14 protein-coding genes are annotated in these 23,718 nt (G+C 70.1%); 11 read left to right on the forward strand and 3 right to left on the reverse strand.

Going from position 1 to position 23,718, the window contains the following annotated elements; genetic code table 11:
• Positions 1 to 157 precede the first annotated feature (157 nt).
• Complete coding sequence (locus ACIO5D_RS22860; protein ID WP_400660012.1) at positions 158 to 313, reverse strand: hypothetical protein; 156 nt, start codon at positions 311 to 313, stop codon at positions 158 to 160.
• Between the two features lie 111 nt (positions 314 to 424).
• On the reverse strand, positions 425 to 1,297 hold the full coding sequence (locus ACIO5D_RS22865) for a hypothetical protein (protein WP_400797338.1): 873 nt from the start codon (positions 1,295 to 1,297) through the stop codon (positions 425 to 427).
• Between the two features lie 243 nt (positions 1,298 to 1,540).
• Between ACIO5D_RS22865 and ACIO5D_RS22870 the strand changes: the two genes are divergently transcribed.
• The 9 genes from ACIO5D_RS22870 (at position 1,541) to ACIO5D_RS22910 (ending at position 17,982) form a co-directional block, all read left to right on the forward strand.
• Entirely contained in the window at positions 1,541 to 5,953 is a 4,413-nt protein-coding gene (locus tag ACIO5D_RS22870; RefSeq protein WP_400797341.1) for an AAA family ATPase, read from the forward strand.
• A gap of 1,174 nt (positions 5,954 to 7,127) precedes the next feature.
• A complete protein-coding gene (locus ACIO5D_RS22875; protein WP_400797344.1) occupies positions 7,128 to 7,913 on the forward strand; it encodes a TnsA-like heteromeric transposase endonuclease subunit in 786 nt (261 codons plus the stop codon).
• On the forward strand, positions 7,820 to 10,174 hold the full coding sequence (locus ACIO5D_RS22880) for an integrase (protein ID WP_400797347.1): 2,355 nt from the start codon (positions 7,820 to 7,822) through the stop codon (positions 10,172 to 10,174). The genes ACIO5D_RS22875 and ACIO5D_RS22880 overlap by 94 nt, the downstream gene beginning before the upstream one ends.
• 164 nt (positions 10,175 to 10,338) lie before the next feature.
• Complete coding sequence (locus ACIO5D_RS22885) at positions 10,339 to 10,641, forward strand: hypothetical protein (RefSeq protein ID WP_400797350.1); 303 nt, start codon at positions 10,339 to 10,341, stop codon at positions 10,639 to 10,641.
• Positions 10,642 to 10,937: 296 nt separating this feature from the next.
• Positions 10,938 to 11,696 carry a TnsA-like heteromeric transposase endonuclease subunit gene (locus ACIO5D_RS22890; RefSeq protein ID WP_400797353.1) on the forward strand — a complete coding sequence of 253 codons (759 nt, stop codon included), beginning with the start codon at positions 10,938 to 10,940 and terminating at the stop codon, positions 11,694 to 11,696.
• Between the two features lie 41 nt (positions 11,697 to 11,737).
• The gene (locus ACIO5D_RS22895) at positions 11,738 to 13,942 is read left to right on the forward strand and encodes a transposase (protein WP_400797597.1); all 2,205 of its coding nucleotides are present in this window, start codon (positions 11,738 to 11,740) and stop codon (positions 13,940 to 13,942) included.
• The gene (locus ACIO5D_RS22900) at positions 13,939 to 15,192 is read left to right on the forward strand and encodes an AAA family ATPase (protein ID WP_400797356.1); all 1,254 of its coding nucleotides are present in this window, start codon (positions 13,939 to 13,941) and stop codon (positions 15,190 to 15,192) included. The genes ACIO5D_RS22895 and ACIO5D_RS22900 overlap by 4 nt, the downstream gene beginning before the upstream one ends.
• 5 nt (positions 15,193 to 15,197) lie before the next feature.
• A complete protein-coding gene (locus tag ACIO5D_RS22905; protein ID WP_400797359.1) occupies positions 15,198 to 17,129 on the forward strand; it encodes a TniQ family protein in 1,932 nt (643 codons plus the stop codon).
• 7 nt (positions 17,130 to 17,136) lie between these two features.
• Positions 17,137 to 17,982 (forward strand): ATP-binding protein, encoded by an 846-nt coding sequence (locus ACIO5D_RS22910; RefSeq protein WP_400797361.1) that lies wholly within the window; start codon positions 17,137 to 17,139, stop codon positions 17,980 to 17,982.
• 32 nt (positions 17,983 to 18,014) lie between these two features.
• Here the strand turns inward: ACIO5D_RS22910 and ACIO5D_RS22915 are convergent, their stop codons facing one another.
• Complete coding sequence (locus ACIO5D_RS22915; protein ID WP_400797364.1) at positions 18,015 to 20,375, reverse strand: Helicase associated domain protein; 2,361 nt, start codon at positions 20,373 to 20,375, stop codon at positions 18,015 to 18,017.
• Positions 20,376 to 20,611: 236 nt separating this feature from the next.
• On the opposite strand from ACIO5D_RS22915, the gene ACIO5D_RS22920 reads away from it, so the two are divergent.
• Positions 20,612 to 21,748 carry a hypothetical protein gene (locus tag ACIO5D_RS22920; protein ID WP_400660030.1) on the forward strand — a complete coding sequence of 379 codons (1,137 nt, stop codon included), beginning with the start codon at positions 20,612 to 20,614 and terminating at the stop codon, positions 21,746 to 21,748.
• Positions 21,749 to 21,906: 158 nt separating this feature from the next.
• Positions 21,907 to 23,586, forward strand: coding sequence for a DUF6119 family protein (locus ACIO5D_RS22925; protein WP_400797366.1), 1,680 nt, complete (start codon positions 21,907 to 21,909; stop codon positions 23,584 to 23,586).
• Positions 23,587 to 23,718: the final 132 nt, after the last annotated feature.

Raw genomic sequence — 23,718 nt, forward strand, 5'->3', positions numbered from 1 at the left:
AGGCACAAGATCATCCGACACGTGGAGCACTCTGCCGCCCGAACACATCAACTGCCAAGCCCCTGAGCTGAACTCATTTTGAAACGATCAGTAAGGCCGCACCACGGGTCGTCCCAGGGCGTTGCCCCGCCGACTGGACCCGCCCCGCCGACCGCCCTCAGGCTGCCGGTGAGAACCCGGCCGCTGTCCGGCGTAGGGGCACCACCACGCTTACCTCGCCGAAGGCCGCGCCGAGGAAATTGACGCCCGTCTCCGGCACGGCCTTCGCCACCGGGTCGGTCTCCAATATCAGCACCGGGCCGACCAGCGCCATGAAACCAAGGTCGAGCGGCCCCGCAAGCCACCGCGCAGCAGGGCGTAGCGGCCGGAGGGCCCGTCTTTCACTACCGTTGGGCGTAGCACGCCACCGCACGTCCGGGGACATTCAGTGGCCGTCGGCCGCGATGGTGCGGGCAATGGGTTCCTTGTCGAGGTAGCGGGTGGCGGCGTGCGGTTCCCCGAGTCCGTTGGAGACTTCGACGTCGTGCACGTCCGGTGCGACGGATGCGAGTCCTCGGGCTTGGGCGATGGCGTCGCCGCGGGCGTGGAGGTTGATCCATGCGATGCCGTCGGGCAAGCGCAGGGATCGGCCCTCTTGGCCGATGCCGCGTCTGACGGTGGGCCAGGCGAGGGGGGAGCCACAGGTGACGAGTGTGGCGAGTCCTTGTCCGTGGCCGTCGGCTGGGGGGATCTGTCCGCGCAGGATCATGTCGAGGACGACTACGCTGCCCAGGGAGTGCGCGATGGCCAGGCGGGTTCCCGGTGTGGTGAAGGCGTCGAGGACGGTGGCGCGGATCTGTTCGGCACGGTCCGGGTGATGGAGGTACTTGTGGACTTGGCGGATGGCTCCGACGAGCAGGGCGCCTGTTCCGCGGCCGGATTCCCGGTCGATGCCGGCGATCGCCGCAGCGACGGGCCGGGGCAGGTAGGGAAGGCCCAGGCCGAGGGCGCTGGGGGCGTCGGCTGCGGCCCGTACCGGGGCGTCAGGGGCGTAGTGGGCCAGGGTCTCGAGGATGAAGGCCTCTTCGTTGGGGCCGATCGGCTCGTGGTCCGTGGGTTTGGCGGCGCCGAGTCGGCGACGGGGGGCGGTAAAGGCGGGGCTGTAGTGGGGCACGGTCATCGGCGGGATGGTGGTGTGCGGTCCGAGGTGGCGGGTCAGTCCCCGGGTGAGGGCGGCGCGCCAGTCGGCGGTGAGCCTGGTGGTGTCGGTGTCGCCCTGCCAGATGCCGTGGACGCCGACGATGTGCAGGTCGCTCATGCTCCCCTTCCCGTTCCGGCCCCTCGTCGGGATCCGCGGCCGGTGGACACGGGCGGAGGCCGCTCGGTTCACATCGTAGGACGCCCCCGCTGCGGCTCTTCCCCACCCGGGGCGAGGGACGCGGTCGTGGGGCGCGGCCTGCGAGGATAGCCTTCCGGTGGCGAACGCGACGGGACACGGAAGGCGGCGGGGTTGGGGAACGAGGACAGTTGCGGACCCGAGACCGCGGTGCGTCGGCTTCTGATGGTTCGGGTCGACGACTACGGCGACGGGGACACCGGTTTCAGCCGGGACATCGCCTCCCAGACGGCGGTCGTGACGGGATGGCTGACCAGCGAGTCCCTTGCCGAAGAGCAGAGGTTCTCCCTCTACGAACCCACCTCGCTGAAGAACGTGCGCGATCTGCGCGATTTCCTGCTTTTCGTCGATCCGGTCGACGCGGCCTACGACGAGGCGCTGGTCGTCTACATCACGGGCCACGGCCTGGCGAGCGCCTCGGGCCGGCACTACCTGACGTTCGCCGGCACCGACGAAGAGCGTCTCGTAGGAACGGCGTTTCCGACGGCCGAACTGATCGGTGCGGTCGTCGACAGCGAGGCCGAACACATCCTGGTCCTGGTCGACTCCTGCTTCGCCGGCACGCTGAACGTCGAGGTGCAGCAGATGTTCCGCGATCTGAAGACCTCCCGGCGCAAGCTCCCCACGATCGCCGTCGTCACCAGCGGAGACTTCGACGAGCAGCCCTACGTCGGCGAGTTCACTTCCCTGATGGGCAGGACCCTCGCGGCGCTCGCCGACGAGTCGGCTGGCTACACCGCCTCCCACCTGTCCTTCGAGGAGTGGGAGCAGATGCTGAAAGCGGTGGGCCAGGACGAGCCGGGGCTGATCGAGGCTCTGTGGGTATGGCCTCCCTCCCGCCGTCGGGTGCCGTCCGCGTGCCTGCCCAACCCCACCTGGCAGCCCCGGCGGGCCGTGGTGGGACCTGCGGTCGGCGAACTCGCCTTGGCGGAGACCGCCCTGGAGCGATACTGGTTGGCCCGGGCGTCCGGACAGGTCGGCGACGAGGACGAAGGCTGGTACTTCAGCGGCCGCGAGACGCTCATGAAGGAGCTGATAGCCTTCCTCGGCCACGGTCAGGGGGCGCTAGTGGTCACCGGCGCGGCCGGGTCCGGGAAGTCCGCGCTCCTGGCGCGCCTGGTCACCCTCACCGACTCCACCTTCCTGCGCGACGACCGCGTCCGAAGCGCCCTGGACGGTGTCTCGGCCGCGCTGCGCCCCGAGCCCGGATCGGTCCACGCCGCCGTCCTGGCCCGCGGCAAGGACGCGCACGGCCTGATCGGGGACCTGTCGGCGGCGCTGGGCGCCCCGGCCGCTCCCGGCGTGCCGGCCCTGCAGTCGGTGCTCGCTCACCTTCACGCACGCGTGGGGAGGAGCACGCAGCCAGTGACGATCGTCATCGACGGCATCGACGAGGCTGACCGGCCGCTGGCCTGCCTCAGCGACGTAGTGCTGCCGCTGGGGCGACTGGAGACCGAGGACGGCCGACCGTGTGTACGCCTGCTGCTGGGCATGCGCAGTTCCCTGCCCTCCGACCGACAGCGGCTCCAGGACGACACGGCCGACCAACTCCTGGGCGCTCTCGGAGTTTTGGCCGCCGGGGACACCGCGGAGCGGGCGATGCCCCTCACGGTGCTGCGCACCGACGAGAGCGCCACCAGCCGCGAGGACATCGCCCAGTACGTGCGGGCCCTGCTGACCGGCCCCGGCGCCAGTCCCTACCGGGGTGCCCCCCGGGCCGCCGCCGAAGCGGCAGCCGTCGTCGCCGACGCCGTGCGGCCCTCGTTCCTCGACGCGCGCATCGCCGCCGACCAGTTGCGCACCGCCGACCGGACGCAGGACCTGGACGACCGCGCGTGGCGCGAGCGACTCCAGGACGGCACGACCGCCCTGCTGCGCGAGGACATCCGCGCCGTCGCACAGGCCCAGGACGTCCCCGCGCGCATGCTGCTCGCGGTACTGCGAGCCACGGCCTTCGCCTCCGGCGCCGGGCTGCCCTGGGGGCAGGTGTGGCCCACCGCCGTGCGCGCGGTCCTGGGCTCCCCCTCCGCTGCCGAGGTCGACGTCGACCGGGCGATCCGCGTCTTCCGCCACAGCCGCCTGGTGGGCTACCTCGCAAACGGGCAGGAGGACAGGCGCGTCACCTACCGCCCCGTCCACCAGCGCGTCACGGAGGCCCTCCTCGACCGACCGCAGTCCTTGCTCCTCGATGTCGACGCCGCCGGATCGAGCGGACCGGACGGAACGGACGCGAACCCCGGGGAGGAGGGAGGAGGCGTGCTGAGTCGGCGGCAGGTCCGGCGTCACCTGGCCCGTGAGTTCGCCTCGCTCGCGAATGCCTCCTCGCCGCTCGCACCGCACCCGTACCTGCGCCGCCACCTGGTCGGCCACGCGGATGCGGCGGGCCTGCTGGACGACCGGCACCTGCCGGCCGGGGTCCTGGCCCACGAGACGTCCCGGACGCTGCGCGCGCGGCTGGGCCTGCCACTGCCGGTCGCCGACCGGACCCGCCAGGCGGTGACCGCGGCTGCGCTGATCGAGCCCTACGCCGACGAGGGCGTCGACTCGCCCTCGCGCCTGGACAGCATCGCTTTCCACACCGCCTCGCTGGGCGGCGCGCCCGTGACCGATCTGCCGGACGGGGCGTTCAGGACCTCGTGGAGTCGCTGGCGGCCACGGACGAACGTGCTCGTCTCCCCCGGCGACACGGTCCGCACGATGTGCGCGCTGCGGGCGCAGGACGGCCGGACGCTCGTCGCCGCCGCCACCGAGGACGAGATCACTGTCTGGGACCGGGCTTCGGGGCACAGCCTGGCCCGCATGCCCGTGGACGGGATCCGGGACCTGCGGACCATCAGAGGGCACAGCGGGCGGCTGTTCCTCGTGAGCGCCGACGCCCAACGGGTGGCGGTGTGGGATCCGCTGTCCGGTGCGCAGGTCGCCTCCCTAAACATTCCGCGGCGGTTCCAGCCCGGCGCGGTGCGCGTGCTGGACGACGGCGAACGCCGGTGGACAGTGGCGATGCCGACGAGCGGCGGCGTCCTGCTGTGGGCACCCACCGAGGGGTGGAACGATTTCTTCAGCGTGCCGGGAATGGGACCGCGGGCACTGTGCGAGGCGGCACGGGGACGTGACGGTCGGCGCGTGCTCGTCCACGTCCCCAGGGACGCCGAAAGCTCGGCGCGCGTGTGGGATCCGAAGGAGCCGTACGAGGACCGCCTGCTCGTCCGACTCGGCCACACGCCGCAGGAGATGACGGTCCTGCCCGGACACTGGGACGGCGACCTCATCGCTTTCGCCCACAACCCGGCCGGGCGCGCGTGGGTGTCGGTGTGGAACATGGAAGGAGAGCCCGTCTCCTACCTCGACGGCCCGGCCGAACAACTGGCGGCCGCCGCCCTGCCGGACGACAGGGCACTGCTAGTGTCCGTCTCCTACGGCCAGGCCGTGTTGTGGGACGTCCACGGCCGCCCAGGCTCCCCCGTGCGCGAGCACGCACGGCCGGTCGGGCTGTTCTCGGTCGGCGACGTCCACGCCCTCACCACGCTGCCCGGCGACCCCGTTCGCGAAGACGACGGCACTGCGCTGCCGCGCCTGGCCACCGCGGGCGACGAGGGGATCCGGCTGTGGGAAGCACTGCCACCGGACAGTCATCCGATCTGGCTGTCCCCTCCGCCACCCAACCGCCGGATCTCCCTGCCGGCAGAGACTCTCGCCGCTCTCCCCCGGCACGACGGCCGCGCAGGCGGTGAGCTGCTAGCGCACGCCACACCGGTCGGATTCGACGTCCTCGACGCCCGGGACGGCACACGGACGGGGCAATTCGAGACCGGAGTCCCCGTCCGCTCCCTCCGAACGGTCTCTGCGCCCGGCACCGGTCCGCTGGTCACCTGCCTCCTCCCCGGACGCCTGCAGACATGGGACCTGGCCGAAAGCCGAGTGGTCGACACCGCCCGGGTCGACCGCCCCCGGCCCTGGGCCCTGTTCCTACAACCGGACCGCTCCCCCGCCCTCCTGATCGCCGCCTCCGGGCACCTGCGGGTCCGCGATCTCACCACCGGTACCGAGAACACCATCCATCGCTGGTCCTACCGCCGTCGCCGGCCCGTGCCGGTGCAGTCCCTGCTCGTCGTGCCGACCCCAGACGGCCGCGCCACCGCCGTCCTGTGCACCCGGCAGGGCTTGGAGATGTGGGACCTGGCCACCGGCGAGCAGGCCCACATGCCGGGTAGCCCCGCCGCGAGCACACGCGGCGTGAGGGTCACCGCCCTCGTCCCACGGGCGCCGGGCATGGAGCCGCTCGCCGCCTTCGCCACCACCAACGGGCTCCAGCTGTGGAACACCCACGACTGGACCCTGCGCAGTTCCCTGGCCACGCCGTCAACCCGGGCCGTGGCCGCCGTCACCACTCCCGACGGCACCCCCCTCATCGCCTACGGCAACGGCACCGGCGTCCACCTCTGGGACGGGACCTCCGATGCCCCCAGCCGCTCCCTGCTCACCGCCGCCCCCGTACTGAACATCACCGACCTCCCCGGCCGTGACACTCCGGTGATCTGCATCGCCGGCCCCGCTGGCATCGCCGCACTCACCCTCTGAACGGATGCTGCCCGGTCAAACCCGCAGCAGCCCGGTGCTCCACGAGAGCCCCCGGCCCGCACGCCCGGGGACCGACACTGCCCCCGCCAGAAGGCGGTGCTGTCCGGGACGAGGAGGGTGCTGGGGTGGTCGGGTCCGAGGCGGCGTGCGGTGGTGTCGGCCAGCGCCCGGAAGTGGTCGCGGGCGGCCACGGCCCGGCCGCTCTCGCCGAGGCTGTGTCCGGCCCGGAACAACACGATGTCGGCTCCGGGCCTGTGGCGGGCGTCCTGGAAGTGGTCGGTGAGGGCCTGGGTATTGGTGTGCAGAGCATAGGCGAGCGCGGCGTCCGACAGGATGTCGTGGTGGCGGTCGTGAGATGGATCAGTCGCGCTGGACCTCGCGGGACCTCGCGGGACGTCGGCTGCCCGGACCGCTTGGACTGCCATTTGGTGTACCACGAAGCCCGGTCGGCCGGGTCGACCACTGCCGGATCCGCTCGGCCTCGTCCGCCACCGCGTAGGTGTCGCGTCTCCAGGTGAACCGCCGAATGCCGGGTGGCGGCCAGCAGGTCAGAGAAGCCCACCACGCTCTACGTCATCACATACCTTTCGCGGGATCGGGATCATCCGAGCGGGGATCCGCACCACGGCCTCGTGGTCCGGGACGCTGGCCCCGCAGCGGGCCCGCTGCCCTCATCCCCGACCTCGCCGGCCACCGATGCGGCCGAGTCGGGCAGTTGGCGCTGCGACTGCTGGGTGACCCGCGCATGGCGGGCCTGGACGCGGCCGCGCACCTGACCGTCCTCGCGATCCTCACCTGGGCCGAACAACCAGGCAAGGGTTTGTTCGTCGAACCCGACGCCGCCGCACGCACGCCGGCCTGCACCGTCTGGCGTTCGAGGCCGCCGTCGCACACGCCCGGACCGCAGGCGCCCTGGCCCCTTGCACCGCCCTGCCCAACAGGCTGCTGCGGTGCGACCGACCCAACACGGTGAACCCGTCGACAGAATCAGATATCTGACGATGCATGAGTAGTAAGAAGCTCGCTAATCCGAGGCCGCTGGGAGCGGGACGTCTTGAAAACGGCCGACGTCCGCGGCGGCCGCGACACGAAGATCCGCCGATGTGCTAACAGGTGTTCCGGCCCGCTTCCGCGCGCGGGCCCGACGGCACCGGTAACGTCCCAGGGAGCGCTCATGGCAAGGCAGTTGGAAGTCCTCCACCTGGACGCGAACGGGTTGCGGCGGACGCTGCCCGTGGAGCAGGTGGCCGGGGCTCCCCTGACGGAGCGCGGCGAGGTGTGGCGGCCCTCGCGTCATCCGGCGCAGCGCAGCATCGCGACGTGGTGGTGGTCGGCGACGAGCGGGCGGCATGTGGGGTGTCGGTCGTTGGACCGGCTGTCGACGGCGATGCTGCTGGACTTCCACCCGGGTGTAGCCGACTTCGGCGCCTGGTCGGCACAGTTGGTGTGGCGGGAGCGCGGCCGGGAGCGGCGGCTGGTGCCGGACTTCTTCGTACAGACCACGGACGGGAAGACGCTGGTGGTGATGTGCCCTCCGCAGACCGGGCCCGGTGAGCGGTTCGAGCAACAGTTGGAGGTGCTACGGGAGGCGTGCGCGGCGGCGGGGTGGCGGTTGGCGGCGCCGGCTCTGCCATCGGGGGTGGCACTGGCGAATCTGCGGTGGGTCTCGCGCAGGCGGCATCCGCGGTATGGGAACCGACAGGTGGAGGCCGCTCTGGCGGAGGCGTTCGAGCAGCCGCGGCCTCTGATGGAGGGTGTCCAGGAGTGCGGGGTGACGCGGCAGTTGGCGCTGCCGAGGCTGTATCACATGCTGTGGCACCGCCGGCTGGGCATGGACTGGGGCGCGCCGATGGGCGCGGGGACCGGGTGGTGTGGCGCGGGGCCGCTTACACGATCGCGGGCTTCGACGGGGTGGAGGTCCAGCTGGCGGCGAACGGCGAAGGGGCCGTGGTCTCGGTGATGCTTCCCGTGCTCGCGTCTGCCGCCGACTTCGCGGTCCTGGACGGCGCCGGCCGCCGGGTTGCGCGGGCGGAGCTTCCGGACTTCTCACTGTTGGAGGGGATTCCCGAGGGTGCCGCGCTCAAGGCGCGGCAGTGGGAGATGGCGGTCGTCGAGGTCGACACGGGGCTGCTGCCCGGTGCGCTGCCGGGGTCGGTGCCCCGGCCCGCGTTCGACCCCAACTCCACGACGCTGATCGAGCGGTACCAGGCCAAGGCCGCAGAGATGAACGCGGTGCTGGGCTGGGGGGTGTCGTGGCAGACGGTGCAGTCCAAGCGGTTGAAGTACGTGAAGAACCCGACCGCCGTGGCGCTGGTCGACGGTCGCAGCGTCAAGGCCAAGAAGCAGCACGGTCTGACCGATCCACGGGTCGTGGAGCAGTTACTGGTCCTGGTGGGGCGCCAGCAACGGCGGGTGGATGCGCCCAGTGACGCGCGCAAGCTGTTCGGGCAATTGCGGCGGGCGGTGCGCGGCGGGTACGGGCCGACGGTGAAGGTCCCGGCGGAGCCGACGCTGTACAAGCTGCTGAAGCGGCTGGGCTTCGAGGCGCGGGACCTGTCCGGGCCCGGAGGTGAGCGGGCGGCGTCGGGGCGCGGGCCTGTGCCGCCGTTCTCGGTGACGTCGGCGACGATGCCGGGTGAGCTGGTGCAGATCGACTCGACCGATCTGGACGTGTGGGTGCTCGGCGACGACGGCCAGCCGGCGCGGGTGGAGCTGACGGCCGCGATCTGCGTGGCGACCAGGAGCATCATCGCCGCGGTCGTACGACCCAAGCAGGCGCGCAGACTCGGCAAAAAGCACCGGGATGGGAGGGTGGGATTCACGCGGGCCACGGGACGGGCGACGAAGGCGGTCGACGCGTGCGAACTGCTGGCGCAGGCCCTGAAGCCGCTGACGATGCGGCCCACGTTCGCCCCCGCCGCACACGCCGCCAATTCCGACCTGCCGTTCGAGGAACTGGCGGCCGTCGACGAGCGGTTCGCGCAGGCCGCGGCCCGGCCGGTGATCGTCCCAGACCTAATCGTGATCGACCATGGCACCGTGTTCACGAGCCGGACGTTCTTCGACGCCTGCGCCTATCTGGGCATCTCGGTGCGGCCAGCACGGCGGCGCACTCCTCAGGACAAGGCGATCATCGAGCGGACGTTCGGGTCCATCAAGTCGATGTTCAGCCAGCACCTCAACACCTACACCGGCAACGACCCGGTTCGGGTGCGGCGGACCGTCGACGGCGAGCGGCTGTGGACCCTCGCAGAGCTCGACGACATGCTGCAGCAGTGGATCGTGCTGGAGTGGCAGAACCGCCCCCACCCGGAGCTGGCCGACCCGTACGACGCGTACCTGCCCCATCTGTCGCCGAACCAGATGTTCGCGGCGTGTGTGGAGGTGGACGGCTACCTGCCGATCCCGATGACCCGGGACGACTACCTCCGGTTGCTGCCGACAGCGTGGGTGGGGGTGAGCGAGCAGGGCATCCGGTTCAAGAACCGCCTCTACGACCACCCGGAACGCGACCCTGAAAAGGGCCTGAACCCGTGCCGCCGAACGCCCTCGGGGCTCAACGGCAAGCGGCGCGGGCGCTGGGAGGTGCGGTACACCCCCAACGACCCGTCGAAGGTGTGGCTGCGCGACCACCGCAGGGGCGAGTGGGTGGAGGCGACGTGGGTGCACCAGCACAAGGTCGGAGCGCCGTGGACGCAGTTCCTGTGGGACACCGCCGCATCCCAGCACGTCGCCCGCGGCGGGCGGTTCAAGGACGAGGAGGCGATCGCCGAGGCGCTCGCGGATCTCCTGGAGCGGGCCTCCCTCGGCCCCGACCGGCCCGGGCGGCCCGCCGCCCCGGACGGCTGGGCGCCCTCTCCCCCGCAGGCACCCGCCAGGGTGTTCGACCCGTACGCCGGCCGCGGACCCGTCGACCTCGCCGATCTGCCGGACCTGCCCGGTCTTCCGGTCCCGGCACCCGGGCAGGCCGGGGGCGGCCTGCTGGCGTTCAGCGACACCGGCCTGTCCCCGGCGGCCAGCACCGGTGGGGCCGCGATCGACTGGAGCCGCAGCCCGCTCCCTCCCGATGCCTCGCTCACCGCCTGGGGGCACGGCCCCTGTGTCGCCGGTGCGGCAGTGAACGGGGCCGGCACGGCGGCCGTCGGCGGCGACCTCGCCGAGCGCTACCGGAAGATCTTCGCCGCCCTCGACACGCCCCCAGACGACGGGTCCTCGCCGTGACCGGGCCGCCGAGGCCGTCCGACGTGATACCGGCCCCTGCCCGGTACGGCATGCCGCAGGCGCGGCAAGAACCGGGCACAGGGCGACGGGCCCGACCGCAAGGAACCGATCGGACGCCGGACAGAGCCGGCAGCCGGCGGTCGACAGATGGGAGACCTGTGAGGATGGACGGCTCCGAGCGCCTGGACCGGGCGGAGAACCTGCTGCTGCTCGAGGAGCCGGCACCCGGGCCGCTGTCGCTGAGACCGCCCGCTCCGGTGTGGCCGCAGGACTGCCACGCCTGGCGGGCGATTGCCGCCACCTACTGCTCGGCACCGGACCTGGCGGACTGCGCGCCCATGGGCACCAAGGTCGCCGACCACGACAAGCGGCTGCTGTACCACGGCATGATGCTCACCGTGACCTCCCCGGCCATCACGAAGGCGCTGCGCGTCGTGGCAGGGCAGATCTGCGACCACAGATCCTGACTGACGGCTGAGGACGTGAAGGACGTGCTTCTTCTCGGAGATCTCCAGGGACGGTTGGCGAGGTGCCCAAACCATTCTTGGCGGCTTGGTCCAGATGTTCACTCGTGCGAGGTCTCCTGCGCCGTGTCGGACATGCGTCCGTTGATCTTGGCCATGCTCCCTGCGGATGGTGGCCGTGGAGAGCGGCCCAGAACACAGGGGTGCACGTGATCGATGCTCTTCGAATGCGGGGGGATGCGTTGCAGTCGGACCGGTGCGGGTGGGACCAGCTGGCGGTTCCGTGCCAGCGAAAGTGGGTGACCAGTACCGAGCTGGACCAGGGCGAGGGATGGACGAAGCGTTGGACGACCTCCTGGAAGGTCGCCGGAGCCGCTGTCGTTTGCCCTGTACGTGACCTGGCGTCCTTTCCCATTAAAGGTACGCAGCCCGTCCGCCGGTTTTCCTGGCGTACGTCCCAGCATCACCGGCCCGGCCTGCAGTACCTGGTGAGTACCGGTCGCCACCACGGGTTCGAGAGCCACGCCGAGCAGGAGTTCCTCCTCGCGCTGGACTTCGCCGGCCAGTTGGAGGAAGTGCTCTCGCAACCGTTCCGGCTCACGTTCACCAGCTCGACCGGGACCGGGTCGCACATCCCGGACTTCCTGGCCTGGACACGGGCGGGGACCTGGCTGGTCGATGTGCGCCCCGGGCACCTGATCAAACCGGAGGACACGGTCCGGTTCGCCGCGGCGGCCGAGGTCGCACTGGCCTGTGGCTGGCGATACACCGTGGTGTCGGGCTGGCAACCGCACGTCCAGACGACGCTGGACACGCTCGCATCCCAGCGCCGGCCGATCCTCGACCGGCTCGGCCTGCAGGAACAGGTGCTGGCGCATCTCGCGCAAGGGCCGCTGCCATTCGGCGAGTTGGCGCAGGAGACGACCGTGCCGGTGGTGGCCCGCACTGCGATCCTGCACCTTCTGTGGCATCGGCGCCTGGCCGTCGACCTGGCCGCGCCGCTGACGGACCGGTCGGTGGTCCACCGCTCCACGCCGCAGATGGGGAGGCAGCGATGAGTGCTCGTCAGGCACTGGAGCTGTTCGAGGGGTGCGAGTTGATGTTGGACGGCGCCCCGTGGACGGTGGACGTTCTGGAAGCGCACCAGGGCACGGTCGCGCTGCGGAACGCCGACGGCGATCGGCAGCGCGTGACGGTCCGGGCGTTGATGCACCACCGCGACTGCCGGTTGTCGAGCCGGTCGCGCCGAGACCTTCCTGCTTCCGACCGGGGCCGTCAGCCCAAGACGCTGAAGGACCTGACGCCCGTGCAGCAGAAGGTGACGGGCTTCCGGCTGGCTCACCTGCTGGAGGTGGAGACCGGCCACCGCAGCGGTGATCCGTTGCGCCCTGCGGCCGGCGAGCCGAAGTCGCAGTACGACCCGGCGCGCACACCACTGCTGAGCGAACGGCGCCGGGCCAAGGTCGCGGAGCTGGCGGAGCTACAGCGACAGGAACCCGAGCAGGCCCGGATGGCGGGACTGGACCGTGTCAGCCTGCGCACGTTGGAGAGGTGGGCTGCCCGCTACCGTCGATGGGGTGTGCTGGGCTGCGCGGATGACCGGTGGCTGCGTCCGTGCACCGGCCACTACAGCATCACGGAACCGGTCCGGGAGGCGATCTTCGCGGTCCGGAGCGAGTGCCTGCGGCGCTCTCGGGTGAGCATGGCCACCAAGGTGCGGATGATCCACCAGTACGTGCGGGAGCGGTTCGGCGAGGAGGTGGCCGTTCCTTCGGCGGAGACGCTGCGTGTTGTCTGGCTTGAGTGGTTCGGTCCGGGCGGGGCCCGGGCGCGCTACGCGCGGTCGGCGGCTTCGGTGCATGAGAATTCGGGCGGCGGGCATGTGGTGATCCACCGTCCCGGGCAGGTGGTCGCGCTGGATACGACGCCGTTGCCGGTGCTGGTGCGCGAGACGGTGTTCAGCGAGCCTGTCGAGGCCCATCTGACGCTGGCTCTGTGCGCCTACACGCACTCGGTGGTGGCCTTCCGCCTCTCGCTGGTCTCGGAGAAGTCGGTGGACGTGGCCATGGTGCTGCGGGACGTGATGACTCCGCTGCCGATGCGGGCCGCCTGGGGCGAGGAGATGGCCTGGCCCTATCCCGGTGTCCCGCGGACGCTGGTGGCGGACCTGGCCGGTTACAAGGTGGCGGGACTGCCGTTCTTCCCGGTGGAGACCGTGACGACCGATCACGGGTCCGTCTACAAGAACCATCACCTGGTCGAAGTCCAGCGCGTCCTGGGCTGCAACATTCTTCCCTCCCGCACCTTGCGTCCCACGGACAAGCAGGCGGTCGAACGTGCTTTTGGGGCGATCCAGTCGCTGCTGTTCGAGCTGCTGCCCGGCTACCGGGGTGTCGATGTCGCCGACCGGGGAGCCGACGTGGAGGGGGACACGGTCCTGACCCTGCCGGAGATGGAGCACGCGATCGCCACCTGGGTCGTTGGAGTGTGGCAAAACCGGATCTTGGGTGAACACGGGCCCAGTTGGGAGCCGGGCGGCGAGCACAGCCCGAACTCGCTGTTCGCCGCGGCGATGGCCCAGGGCGGATTCTCGCTGGAGATCCCCCGTCCGGAGTTGTACTACGAGCTGCTGCCGGTGCACTACGTGAAGGTCCACCCCAAGCGGGGAGTGAAGATCCGCGGACTTTGGTACACAGGACCCGAACTGCGCGAGACGGTATCGACGCGCGGCGGCCGGCACCCGCGAACGTGGGTGGTCCGCAGCGACCCGCGGGACGCCCGGACCGTCTTCTACCAGGACCCCGACAGCCACGAATGGCACGAACTGCGCTGGCGGGGGCTACCCGAACAGGGCGAGGTCCCCTCCTTCAACGACGCTCGGGTCACCGAGCTGCTGCGCGAGGCCAAGGCTCTCGGGATCCGGCCGCGAAGCGACGCCGAGCTGCTGCCGCTGCTGCTCAGGCTGATCGGCACGCACGTTCCTGTCGACCGGTGGACGACCCAGCTCAGCCGCAGCCAGCGCAAGGGTCTCGCGCGGGAGGAAGCCCAGCGGTCCGCGGCCCTCGCGGACCGGCCCGCGGAGTCGGCCCCGGTGCCCGGACCCGGGTGGGCCGAGCGGGAGAGGCGGGCGGCAAACGCGGTGGACGGCGAGCGCCGCCTTCGGCGCGAGCAGATCGTCCCGAACAGGCCGGCGGCCCCCGCCCGGCTCGGCGAGCGACTACGCCGCAGCAGCCTGCTGGCACCGCTGCCCGACGAGGACGACGGAGCCGATGACGCCGCGCGCGCTCTTGGGGAGGTCCGATGACCAGCAGTGACGCGACGCAGAGCGGTCCGGTCGCGCCGATTTTCCTGCCCGGGCAGATCCCCGACCGCACACGCTGGACCGGTTGGGACCGGTGGCGCCGCACCCGCGGCCTGTTCGTCCCCGCACCGCTTTTCACCCTGGACGCCTACCAGAAGCTGAGCCCACGTCAGCGACGCCTGCACGACCTGCACCGAGTGGCGACCCACTCCAACCTGCAGATTCAGGAGACGCCGATGAGCATGCGCGTCGCATGGCGGCTGCGGGCACTGATCGAGGACAACGCCTTCGACTGCAGCCCCGGCACCCGCCCCGGCATGATGATCAACGGGGGCGCCTGCCAGGGCAAGACCGAGACGGTCTGCGAGGTGATCGCCGGCTTCGAGGACGACTGGCTGGCGCTGCATGCCGACAATCCGCTGGCCATCGCGGGGACCAGGGACATCCATGCGCCGGTCGCCTACGTGCGCACGCCCGTGAAGGCGACGCCCATCTCCACCTGCCAGCGGATCTTGGATTTCTTCGGCGAAGACTACAAGGGCATGCGGCTGGAGGACCTGGTCCGCACCGTCAAGGACGCGGTCTTCGACCACGGCTGCAAGGCCCTCGTACTCGACGATGTGACCCGTCTCAAGCTCCACCGCGAGGCCGACCAGGACGTGTTGGACCTGATCCGGGAACTGATGAGTCTGCCGGTCACCCTGGCCCTGGTGGGCGTCGGCATCCCCAAGTCCGGACTGCTGCGGGACGGCAGGCGCGACCCCGTGACCGGCCAGTGGCTCTTCCCACCGGTCAAGGACCGCGGGAAGAGCCCCAACGACGAGGCCCCGGGCCAGACCGACCTTCGCTTCGAACTGCTCGACCTCGACCCGTTCCGCTACGACACCCGCGCCGGCATCACCGCCTGGACCGGCCACCTGGTCGGCCTCGAAAGCCAGTTGCGGCTGCTGCGGTCCGAGGAGGGCATGCTCACCACCGGCTCCATGCCCGAGTACCTGTTCTCCCGCGCCAACGGCGTCGTCGGCCTGCTCAAGCGCCTCATCCAGGCGGGCTGCCGCTACGCGATGGAAACCGGCGAGGAACGTCTCACCCCCGACCTGCTCGACGCCATGGTCATCCACCCCGCAGACCTGCCCGGCCTCGACCCCGATTCCGGGGAGATGCCCGACATCCCGCCCGCACCCCGCCGGACGACCCGGTCCAGGAACACCGTCTTCGACGACCGCGGCACCCCGCCCGCGGCTGCGGGGTGAGACACGTGACCGCTGATGCTCTCGGCCGCAGCCTCGCGCCCCTCGACGACGAGTCCCTCCCCGGATACGTCCTACGACTTTCCTACCGGCTCGGCATCACCCCCAACCGCCTGATGCTGATCACGGGCCTCCACCACCACCCCGACACCCGGAAAGCAATGCAGGTCTCCGCTCGACGCTTGCTCACGTTGAACCCGGTCTCCGCGACCGACTTCGCCGCCGCGGCCCGTCTGACACCGCAGGAAGTCGCCGCCCTCCTCCTGGACGAGTACGCGTCCCGCTACTCGCCCCTCGCCGAGACTGCCCAGTTCTGGGCCGACTCCGGACGCCGGATCACACCGCTGACCCAGGGCGGCTGGATCCAGATCACCTCGACACGGTTCTGCCCGCAGTGCCTGGCAGGAGACGGCAGCCCTGTCCAGGACCGGCTCGGCGGTCCGTGGTTGCGGCGCTGGAGACTCCAAGTCGTCTTCGCCTGCCCGACCCATCGCCGGCTTCTCCACCACTTCTGCCCGCACTGCGAGAGCGCCGGCACCCCCACGCGTCCCGGAAGGGCACACCAGATGATCACGCGGGCCGGCGAGGCCGGACTCCACCCCGCTCAATGCCGTCAGGACGCCGCCCCCGGCAGCCGAGGACCGGCATGCGGAGGCTGGCTGAGCGACCCGGCGATCCCAGTCCACCCCGCCGACCGCGCAGTTCTGCGCTGCCAAGAACGCATCCTGGAACGGCTGCACCCGACAGGTCCCGTTCCCGCGTCCGAGGCCGTGGAGTACTTCACTCTCCTTGGACTCGTCCACGAACTCCTCGTGCTGACCTGGCCGATGGGGCGCGCTCTCATCGGGCAGCCCGAGCTGGCCGCCGCCGCAGACAGGCACGTCGACAACGTCCACAAGCAGATCACCGCACTGGCTTCGAACAAGTCCCGTCATCCCGTCCACTCCCTGATGCGCAAACCCCCCGCCGACCCCTGGTCCTGCGCGGCGTTTCTGACCGCGGCCGACTCCTTCATCGCAGACGCGGACCTCGGCGCCCTCCGCGAACGCATCAAACCCTTCACCGACGCAGCCGCCGCCACCGACCCGCGGGCCTGGTACTACCTGCGCACCGACGCCCGCTGGCCGGATGCCCTCCGCGAGTCCCACGTCCAAACGGTCGGAGGCTTCCGAGTTCCCGCCCGGCCCGGTAAACGCCGCCCGCTCCCGACCCGCGTCTGTCGTTACCAGGCCGCCAACGTCCCCCAGCGACTCTTCGAGGACTGGCGTCAGCACCTGCCCGACGCCGACGCCGTCGCCGAGAAGCACCTTCACAGAGCCATGGCCCTCAAGCTCGTCGAACTCGCCTCCGGAGACGCCTGGTCACGGGCAGCCGAATTCCTCGGTATCCCCCGAAAGCGTGCCGAACACGCGGTCCTCCACGTCCGCGGTTGGATGACCAGCCACGGCCGGCACCGGGCCTTCGATGCCGCGGCGGAGAAGATCGCCCAAAGCCTCGACGCCACCGACACCCTCATCGACTACGCGAAGCGCCGACATGCCCTGAAGGACTGGGACATGCCCATGGACCACTGGCAGCTCTTCACCGACGAACTCAGACAACGCACTCGGAGCGGACGCGGGCACTGGCACAAGATCGACGAATCGAAGCGAGTCATTGTCTCCGCCCACATCTGGACCCTGGTCACCCACGGCGAACTCAGCTTCGCCCCACTGGTCCTCGCCGACAAGAAGGCACACGCCGGACAGCCCAGAACTGCCCGGCTCCTCCGCAATGCCGGTGAGCTGCACTACCCGCTCAAACGCAATCCCACGGCCTACGCCACCATCCGCGGCCTGAGCCTCGACTACGTCAGCGGGCTGGCCAAGCACATCGACCATCGAGGGTCAGCGACCGGATTCGCCTGGACTCCCACCCCACCCAACTGGACGAACGAGTGAGAGATGCATGCCTACCAACACCATCAACAGTCCCGCCAACAAGAACTTGGAACCGCCAGATACGGCTTGGTGTCGCAAGATCCGGGCGAACCGCCAGCGCCCCGACGGCAAAGTCGGCATCGTCCTCGACGGCCCGCGCGGGACGGGCAAGAGCACCGTCCTACAGGCCATCGGCGTGTACTGGGAGCGCCGACTGCGCGAGCTGTACGGGCCCGACGAGAACCGGCACCCGGTGGTCGCACTGAGCGTGCCGCCCCCCGTCCGCGGCAACGTCCGCAACTGGGCGGGGACTTTCGCCCACTACTTCGGGCAGGACCGAGAAGGGGGCGACCCGACCGGCTCGGTGATCCGCACGATGCGCAACGCCCGGACCCTGCTGGTCCTCGTCGACAACATCGACCGCCTGCGCACGGCCGCCGAGGCGGAGCAGGCCTTCCAGTACTTCGAGACGATCGAGAAGGACACCGGCGCGACGTTCGTGTACTGCGGGCGCGGCGCCCGGGGCATCGTCGACCCGCTCACCCGCGACAACGACACCCCGCTGGAACCCGACGAGGACCTGTGGAGCGACCACCCGGTGCTACGTACCGGCCGGGTCGGCTACAGCGACGAGGAGATGAAGAAGTTCGCCCGCATCGTCAACCTGTTCGATGCCGACCTGCGGCTGTACCGGCACGAACGCGGCGACCTGCGACCGCTGGCGCCCTACCTGCACAAGCGCAGCCGCGGATACATGCGGGCACTGTCCCAACTCATCTGCCAGGCCGCGCAGAAGGCCATCCTGACCGGACAGGAGCGCATCACCCAGGAACTGCTCGACGGGCTTTCGCTGGGCCGCGTCGAGCAACTGTGACTCCTCTGTCCCGCGCGCCGTACCGGCTTTCTCTACTGGGCGGGCCGGCCTGGAGGAGCTGTGCGGCGTCCCAGATCGGGATCCCAGACCATGCGCAGCCCCTCCAGGGCGAGACGCTGTTCCGGTGTGAGGCTGCGGAAGGACGTGCGGCACTTGTGGATCCACGTGCCCAGGGCGAACGGCTTCGCCGGGGCACGGGTCGGTGCTGCCAGGACCGGCGGCTCGTAGTGGTTGCGCGGTACGTCGAGGTGGCCCTCGCGGAGGGCGAAGGCGACAGCGTGGACCAGCGCGTAATGGAACGTGCCCTGGGCGGGACTGTCGGGGCGCTGCCGGCCCAGGGCCTCGGGCAGTGGCGGGATCCCGATGCCGAGCAGCAGTGCCATCTGGCGCTCGTGCAGGCCGAAGAAGCCCTTCTGCTGCTTCTCGATCCACACCGCCGTGTCACCCTCCTCCGCTGTGATGCGCATGTGCAGGGGTGTCCCGGTCTTCCAGAGGCGGCCGTGTCCGGGCAGCAGGGTTTTCGCTCTGGCGTACCGGCGCTGCCATTCCTGCGACCACGACGGGTTCCAGTGGGGGTCGATGTCGGCGAGGGCCTTGTGCTGGGCCGGGAGGAGTTTGCCTTCCCGGTCCTTGGTTCTCTGGGTGGCGAGCCAACGGCCCAAGGGGTGGCCGCCCATCGTGCTGTTGGCGGGGACCGCGAGGTGGCCGTGGGCGCGGTGCCAGGCCCTGGCGTGTTCGAGCATGGAGTCGAAGGTCTGGATGCGGGCGGTCCACAGCATCCCGAGTTCGTCCAGCGCCCGCTGCTGGCCGGCCGGGAGGCGGCCGAGGATATGGCGCAGGCGCAGACTGGCGATGCACTCCCCCAGTGCGAAGCCCTCCGGGTCGGTGTAGTCGGCGGGTACGTCCAGGTGCCCGAAGACGGTGCGGTAGGTGCTGGCGGAAGCGTGGGCCTGTTCCCAGCTGCCGATGGCGGGCAGTGCGATCTCCAGGCCGAGTGCCCGGGAGAGTTGCGCGGCGCGTTCGGGATGCGCGTAGTGGAGGGGGATTCCGGCGGTCCTGCCGCGGCGTGAGGGGTCGGGCAGGGCAATACGGTCCATGAACGTCTCGTCGTGGGCGCGCAGGGCCTGCAGGATCGTGATCAGGTTCGCGAACGCCGATCCTTTCAGCATGTCGTCGCTGCTCAGACCGCTGCCGAGGTAGACGGGGATGACCAGGGTGGTCTTCTTGCCGGCGCCGGGCGGTTGGCGCAGCCCGCGGCCGATGGCCTGGATGGCGTCGATGATGCTGTATCGCGGATCGACGAATGCGACCCCGTCGACGTCGGGCATGTCGACGCCCTCGTTCAGGACCCGGACGTTGGACAGTACGGCGCACTCCCGGTCCGGAGTGGCGAAGTCGTCGAGCAGGTCGCGGCGCCAGTCGCTGGGCTGTTCGCCGTGGATGGCCTGTGACCAGAGGTTGTCCACGCGCAGCGGCGCGTCCACTTCGAGGGCGGTGCGGGCCAGCGTGTCGGCGAAGGACTGGGCGGTGGAGACGCGGTTGTGGAAGACGAGGACGCGGCGCAGGCGGTGTTCGGCGATCGCGCGGAGCAGAGCGACCTGGAGGGCGGCGTTGCGCAGTCCGTTGTGGTGGGCGGTGGTGAACGGGCGGTGCACCGCGAGGATGCCGTGCAGGTCGCTGTCGTCAACAAAGGGCATGACGACCTGGTAGTCGGCGAGCAGACCCCGGCCGATGGCCTCGGCCATGCCGAGGCAGTACACGGTGGGTCCGAAGATCTCGTAACGGTCCATGGTGGCGAGCGGGATGCGTTCCATGAACGGGTGGCGGGCGGGAGCGGCTTCCGAGCCCCAGATCCTGGGGGTCGCGGTCATGTAGAGGCGGGTCCTGGCAGGGATGGCCGCGTCGTCGTGGACGGTGCCCCAGCCGTCGCCGAAGGCGGAGCAGGTGCGGTGCGCCTCGTCGGCGACCACCAGGTCCCACCGCGGCAGGCCGTGAAAGCCGTGGGCGCCCTGGACGTGGTGGAGGGAGCCGTAGGTGCAGAACACCGTGACCGGCTGCCCCGTGCGGGCCGCTCGGGCGATCTGCGCCATGTCGCGGGTCATGGTCGCCTCGCGGGGGTGCAGTCCGCTGTCGTTCTGGCTCAGGGAGCAGACACCGAACACGGCGCCCGGCTGGCCGGCTTGGCGCCAGCGCCTGATCGTCTGTGTCACAAGCGCTTTGGTGGGCATCAGGACCAGCACCGTCCCCCGGGGAGCCAGGCGCCGCGCCGCCCGCTGGGCGATCAGCGTCTTGCCGGTTCCGCACGCGGCCACCACGGTCATACGCGGATGGCCTGCGGCCGCCGCGGCCTCGATCGCGGTGAGCGCTTCGACCTGGTGCTCGCGCAGTTCCACGCGTCCTCCTTCCCCGGGCCGCGGACAGACGGGCCGATCGCGCGGGGAATGTACGGGCGCCGAGCACGGTCGCGTCCCGGACGCCGATCGCTTTCGGCCAAAGCTGCGCAGGTGCGGGGCAAAGAGGAAGAACCGGCCGGACTGTCGCCGCGCGTCCCGTAGACACAGCGGTGGAGGCGAAGTTCTGCCGAGGCAGTCGATGGGGTGTCGAGGCACTGAGCGGATTGCGGGGACCGATGGCGGGGACGGACGCGGCCCGGGCCGGGCGGAGGTCGCGGGCGAAGGCGTTGCGGCCGGCGCGGCGCCTGGCGCTGTCGGTGCGGTTCATCGGCGGGGAGTCGACCGGATCGTTCGCGCGGCGTCTGGCGGACGCCAACGGTATCCCTGAGGAGGAGTTCTGGCCGATGCTCGGCTCGTGCGCCCGCAAGAACGGCTCGCCTTCCGATCCCCGGTACAGCGACGGGTACCTCAACGCCGCGGCCCTGGAGCGGCTGGCGGTCATGGCGGGCCGTCAGGTGGGCGAGTTGCAGTTCGCCTTGCCGAACCTGCGCCCCCAGCGGCTTCTGCCAGTCGGGAACGGCCCGGCGTGGGACTGGCCGTGGGACGCCTCGGGCTGCTTCCTGGTGCGGGTATGCGAAATGTGCGCCCGCATCAAGGGCACGTCCCTGGATTCCTACCTCGCCTCGGAGGCGACGTGGCAGGTGTGTTCGCGCCACGGCCGCTGGCTCGACAACCGCCGCGAACCCGGCGCCAGCGCCATCTTTCTGGCCGCGCTCCCTGAGGTCGTCGACGCCCATCGACAGCGGCTGCTGATGGAGCGTCGGCTGGGAGCGGGTGGGCGCGCCGCGTTCGCCGACGCCTACGCCCTGCTCTCCTGTTGGTGGAATCTGCCGGCTCTCCACCCCTGCGCGTGGCAGGACCGTTTGCGGGCCCTGGGCCGGAACGGCCGCGACCATCTGCGGGTGGCGCCGATGCTGTTCTACCCGGAGGCCGTACCTCTCGCCCGCGCGCTCGCCGCCCGGGAACGCCTGCGCCTGCGCGGCACCCTCACCGACGGGTACGAGCACGCGTGGCTGGCCCGCACCATCGAACTCGTCGGCACCTGGGGAGTCCCGCCCGAGCCCGCCCTGCACACCCTGGCGCTCTGGGCCTCCCGCCATCCCCTCACGCCCAAGCACCCGCAGGCCCCCTCCCTTGCCTCGCGCCCCGCTCCGGGCCGCAACCGCCCACTGCCCGCACCCGGCACCCCCACCGACCACGACCTCGACTCCACCCTCGGCGAACGCTCCTGCCTGCCCTGGCAGCTGGGCGAACTCATCACCACCATCCCGACCCCGGCCGAAGGCGGCTGGACCCTCAACGGCCGCGCCTGACCGCCTCTCCGACCAATACCTTTAGCGCCACAGCTTTGCCGTTGGAACCGCTTGTCGGTGGCCAGCCAGAATTTGGGCATGGGTCAGTGCGCGGAAACGGTTGAAAGGCATCTCATGCGACCTTATCCTGATGCCTCTCGCCGCTCCCTGGGGGCTACATGGCATCGAACAAATCCAAACTGAGGTTCAACTGCTTCCTTCTGCGCGACGGGCTCGAATCGCATGAACAGGCCTTTCGGGTCCAGTACCGCCCCGGAAATAGCCAGGGCATGCGGCGCCTCGCATCCGGCGAAGGCATCCCAGAAGGCTGCGTAGCCTACCTCAGGGAGAACTCCGAGAAAGTCCCCGCCTGGGCCCGACTTCTGACTCCCACATTCCCCGAGCTCGAGGCCATCAAGAACGTTTCCCACCGGCTCGTCATCTTCCTCCCCGTCCATGGCCGCACCTTCGCCGTCTGCTTCGGCTACGGCAGCTCCACACTGGAGTGGTCGCATGTCGAGGCCAATTTCGGGCTCCGCTTCGCCGCCCGAACGTTCGACAGCAACGCCGTGAGCGGCATCGCAAGCCGACGAATCGACGCATCAGCCCGGTCCCAATGGGTCCAGATCCCGTCCAACTCCTCCATCAGCGGCTTCGAAGTGGAGCTGGAAGGGGAGTTCACGCGGAAACTGGTGGGCGACCTCGAAATCGGTGTCGAGCTCCCTGAACTCGGGGCAGTTGTAGCAACCGATTCCGTGTCGTTCAAGCTCGACACCGACCTTAATTCCGTGCACGACGTTCTTTCTCGGATGCTTCGGACCACGTTGGAGAGCGAGGCATCGCAGGACCTCGCATTCATCGACTCACTGGAGCCTCTTCGCTCCACCAGCGACATCGTGAAGCGCCTCGAACAGCGCCTGGCCCAGGAGCTGTTCAAAACAGCCGATACACCCCCGGCCAGGGGCTCGGATCCGTGGAACGTGCACCTCCTCGCCTTCGCCCCTCCGGACGACCTGTCCATCGAGAACCTGCACGACTTCGTCGTCTCCAAGAACGACGAGTCGCGTGAGTTCGACGAGATGTCGTTGGACGCCTTGCGCTCGGCTCTCTCCGACCTTCCCGGCAGGAACACGGTCGGCAGCTTGAAGAGTGCGAGGATCATGGCGCGGGATGCCAACGGGGATCCCGCCAGTATGTCCAAACCGATCAAGCACTGGCTCGTCTTCGAGGCAGGAGACGGGGACCGGCGGTACCTGCTCACCCTGGGGAAGTGGTACGCCCTTGCTGAGGGGTACTACGAGAAGTTGGACCAGGACTTGGCTCAGATCGAGGACGTCACTGCAGTGCTGGGCCTTCGGACCTGGGACGACTGGGGACCGAAGTTGAACTGGGAGAAGCACTACAACGAGAACGCGACTGAGGATCGCTCGGATCTGATCTGCCTGGACCGGTATCCGCTGTTCGCGGAGGACGGTGACCAGATCGAGGCCTGCGACCTCCTCCACAAAGACGGGTACCTGATCCACGTCAAGCAGTACACGGGGAGCCAGACGCTCAGCCACCTGTTCTCCCAGGGGTTCGTTTCCGCTCAGACCCTCGTCTCGGACGCCGCCTACAGGGAAGCCTTCATCGAGGCGGTGAAGGAGATCAACGCGGATCTGGAGGAGGCGGCGAGCGCCAAGCCGCCCCGCTTCGTCACCTACGCGATCGCGTTCGACGGGAAGCAGCGCCTCCCGCACGACCTGCCGACTTTCAGCAAGGTCAACCTCCGCAGTTTCAGCAAGCGCGTCAGAATGGTCGGCTCCGTACCGACCCTCGCCCGAATCCAGATGACCTTCAAGCCCAAGAAGGACAAGTAGCCTCCCTGCGGTCTTGCGCGCCCCCCGCGCGGGCGAGTGTGCCACGTGTGGGGGCGACGGCCGGTAATACCTTTGCAGGCAGCGCCCGCCAGGAACGAGTCCTGGTGCCCTCGCCCGGATCACCGCGGGCCA

The organism is Kitasatospora sp. NPDC087315, from assembly GCF_044744345.1.
Lineage (GTDB): Bacteria > Actinomycetota > Actinomycetes > Streptomycetales > Streptomycetaceae > Kitasatospora.

What these genes read in the sequence shown, in the direction of transcription:
- ACIO5D_RS22865 (WP_400797338.1), bottom strand. Translation starts at nt 1,297, where the DNA reads ATGAGCGACCTGCACATCGTCGGCGTCCACGGCATCTGGCAGGGCGAC.
- ACIO5D_RS22900 (WP_400797356.1), top strand. Translation starts at nt 13,939, where the DNA reads ATGACCAGCAGTGACGCGACGCAGAGCGGTCCGGTCGCGCCGATTTTC.
- ACIO5D_RS22910 (WP_400797361.1), top strand. Translation starts at nt 17,137, where the DNA reads ATGCCTACCAACACCATCAACAGTCCCGCCAACAAGAACTTGGAACCG.
- ACIO5D_RS22920 (WP_400660030.1), top strand. Translation starts at nt 20,612, where the DNA reads ATGGCGGGGACGGACGCGGCCCGGGCCGGGCGGAGGTCGCGGGCGAAG.
- ACIO5D_RS22875 (WP_400797344.1), top strand. Translation starts at nt 7,128, where the DNA reads ATGGCAAGGCAGTTGGAAGTCCTCCACCTGGACGCGAACGGGTTGCGG.
- ACIO5D_RS22870 (WP_400797341.1), top strand. Translation starts at nt 1,541, where the DNA reads ATGGTTCGGGTCGACGACTACGGCGACGGGGACACCGGTTTCAGCCGG.
- ACIO5D_RS22895 (WP_400797597.1), top strand. Translation starts at nt 11,738, where the DNA reads ATGTTGGACGGCGCCCCGTGGACGGTGGACGTTCTGGAAGCGCACCAG.
- ACIO5D_RS22885 (WP_400797350.1), top strand. Translation starts at nt 10,339, where the DNA reads ATGGACGGCTCCGAGCGCCTGGACCGGGCGGAGAACCTGCTGCTGCTC.
- ACIO5D_RS22925 (WP_400797366.1), top strand. Translation starts at nt 21,907, where the DNA reads ATGGCATCGAACAAATCCAAACTGAGGTTCAACTGCTTCCTTCTGCGC.
- ACIO5D_RS22860 (WP_400660012.1), bottom strand. Translation starts at nt 313, where the DNA reads ATGGCGCTGGTCGGCCCGGTGCTGATATTGGAGACCGACCCGGTGGCG.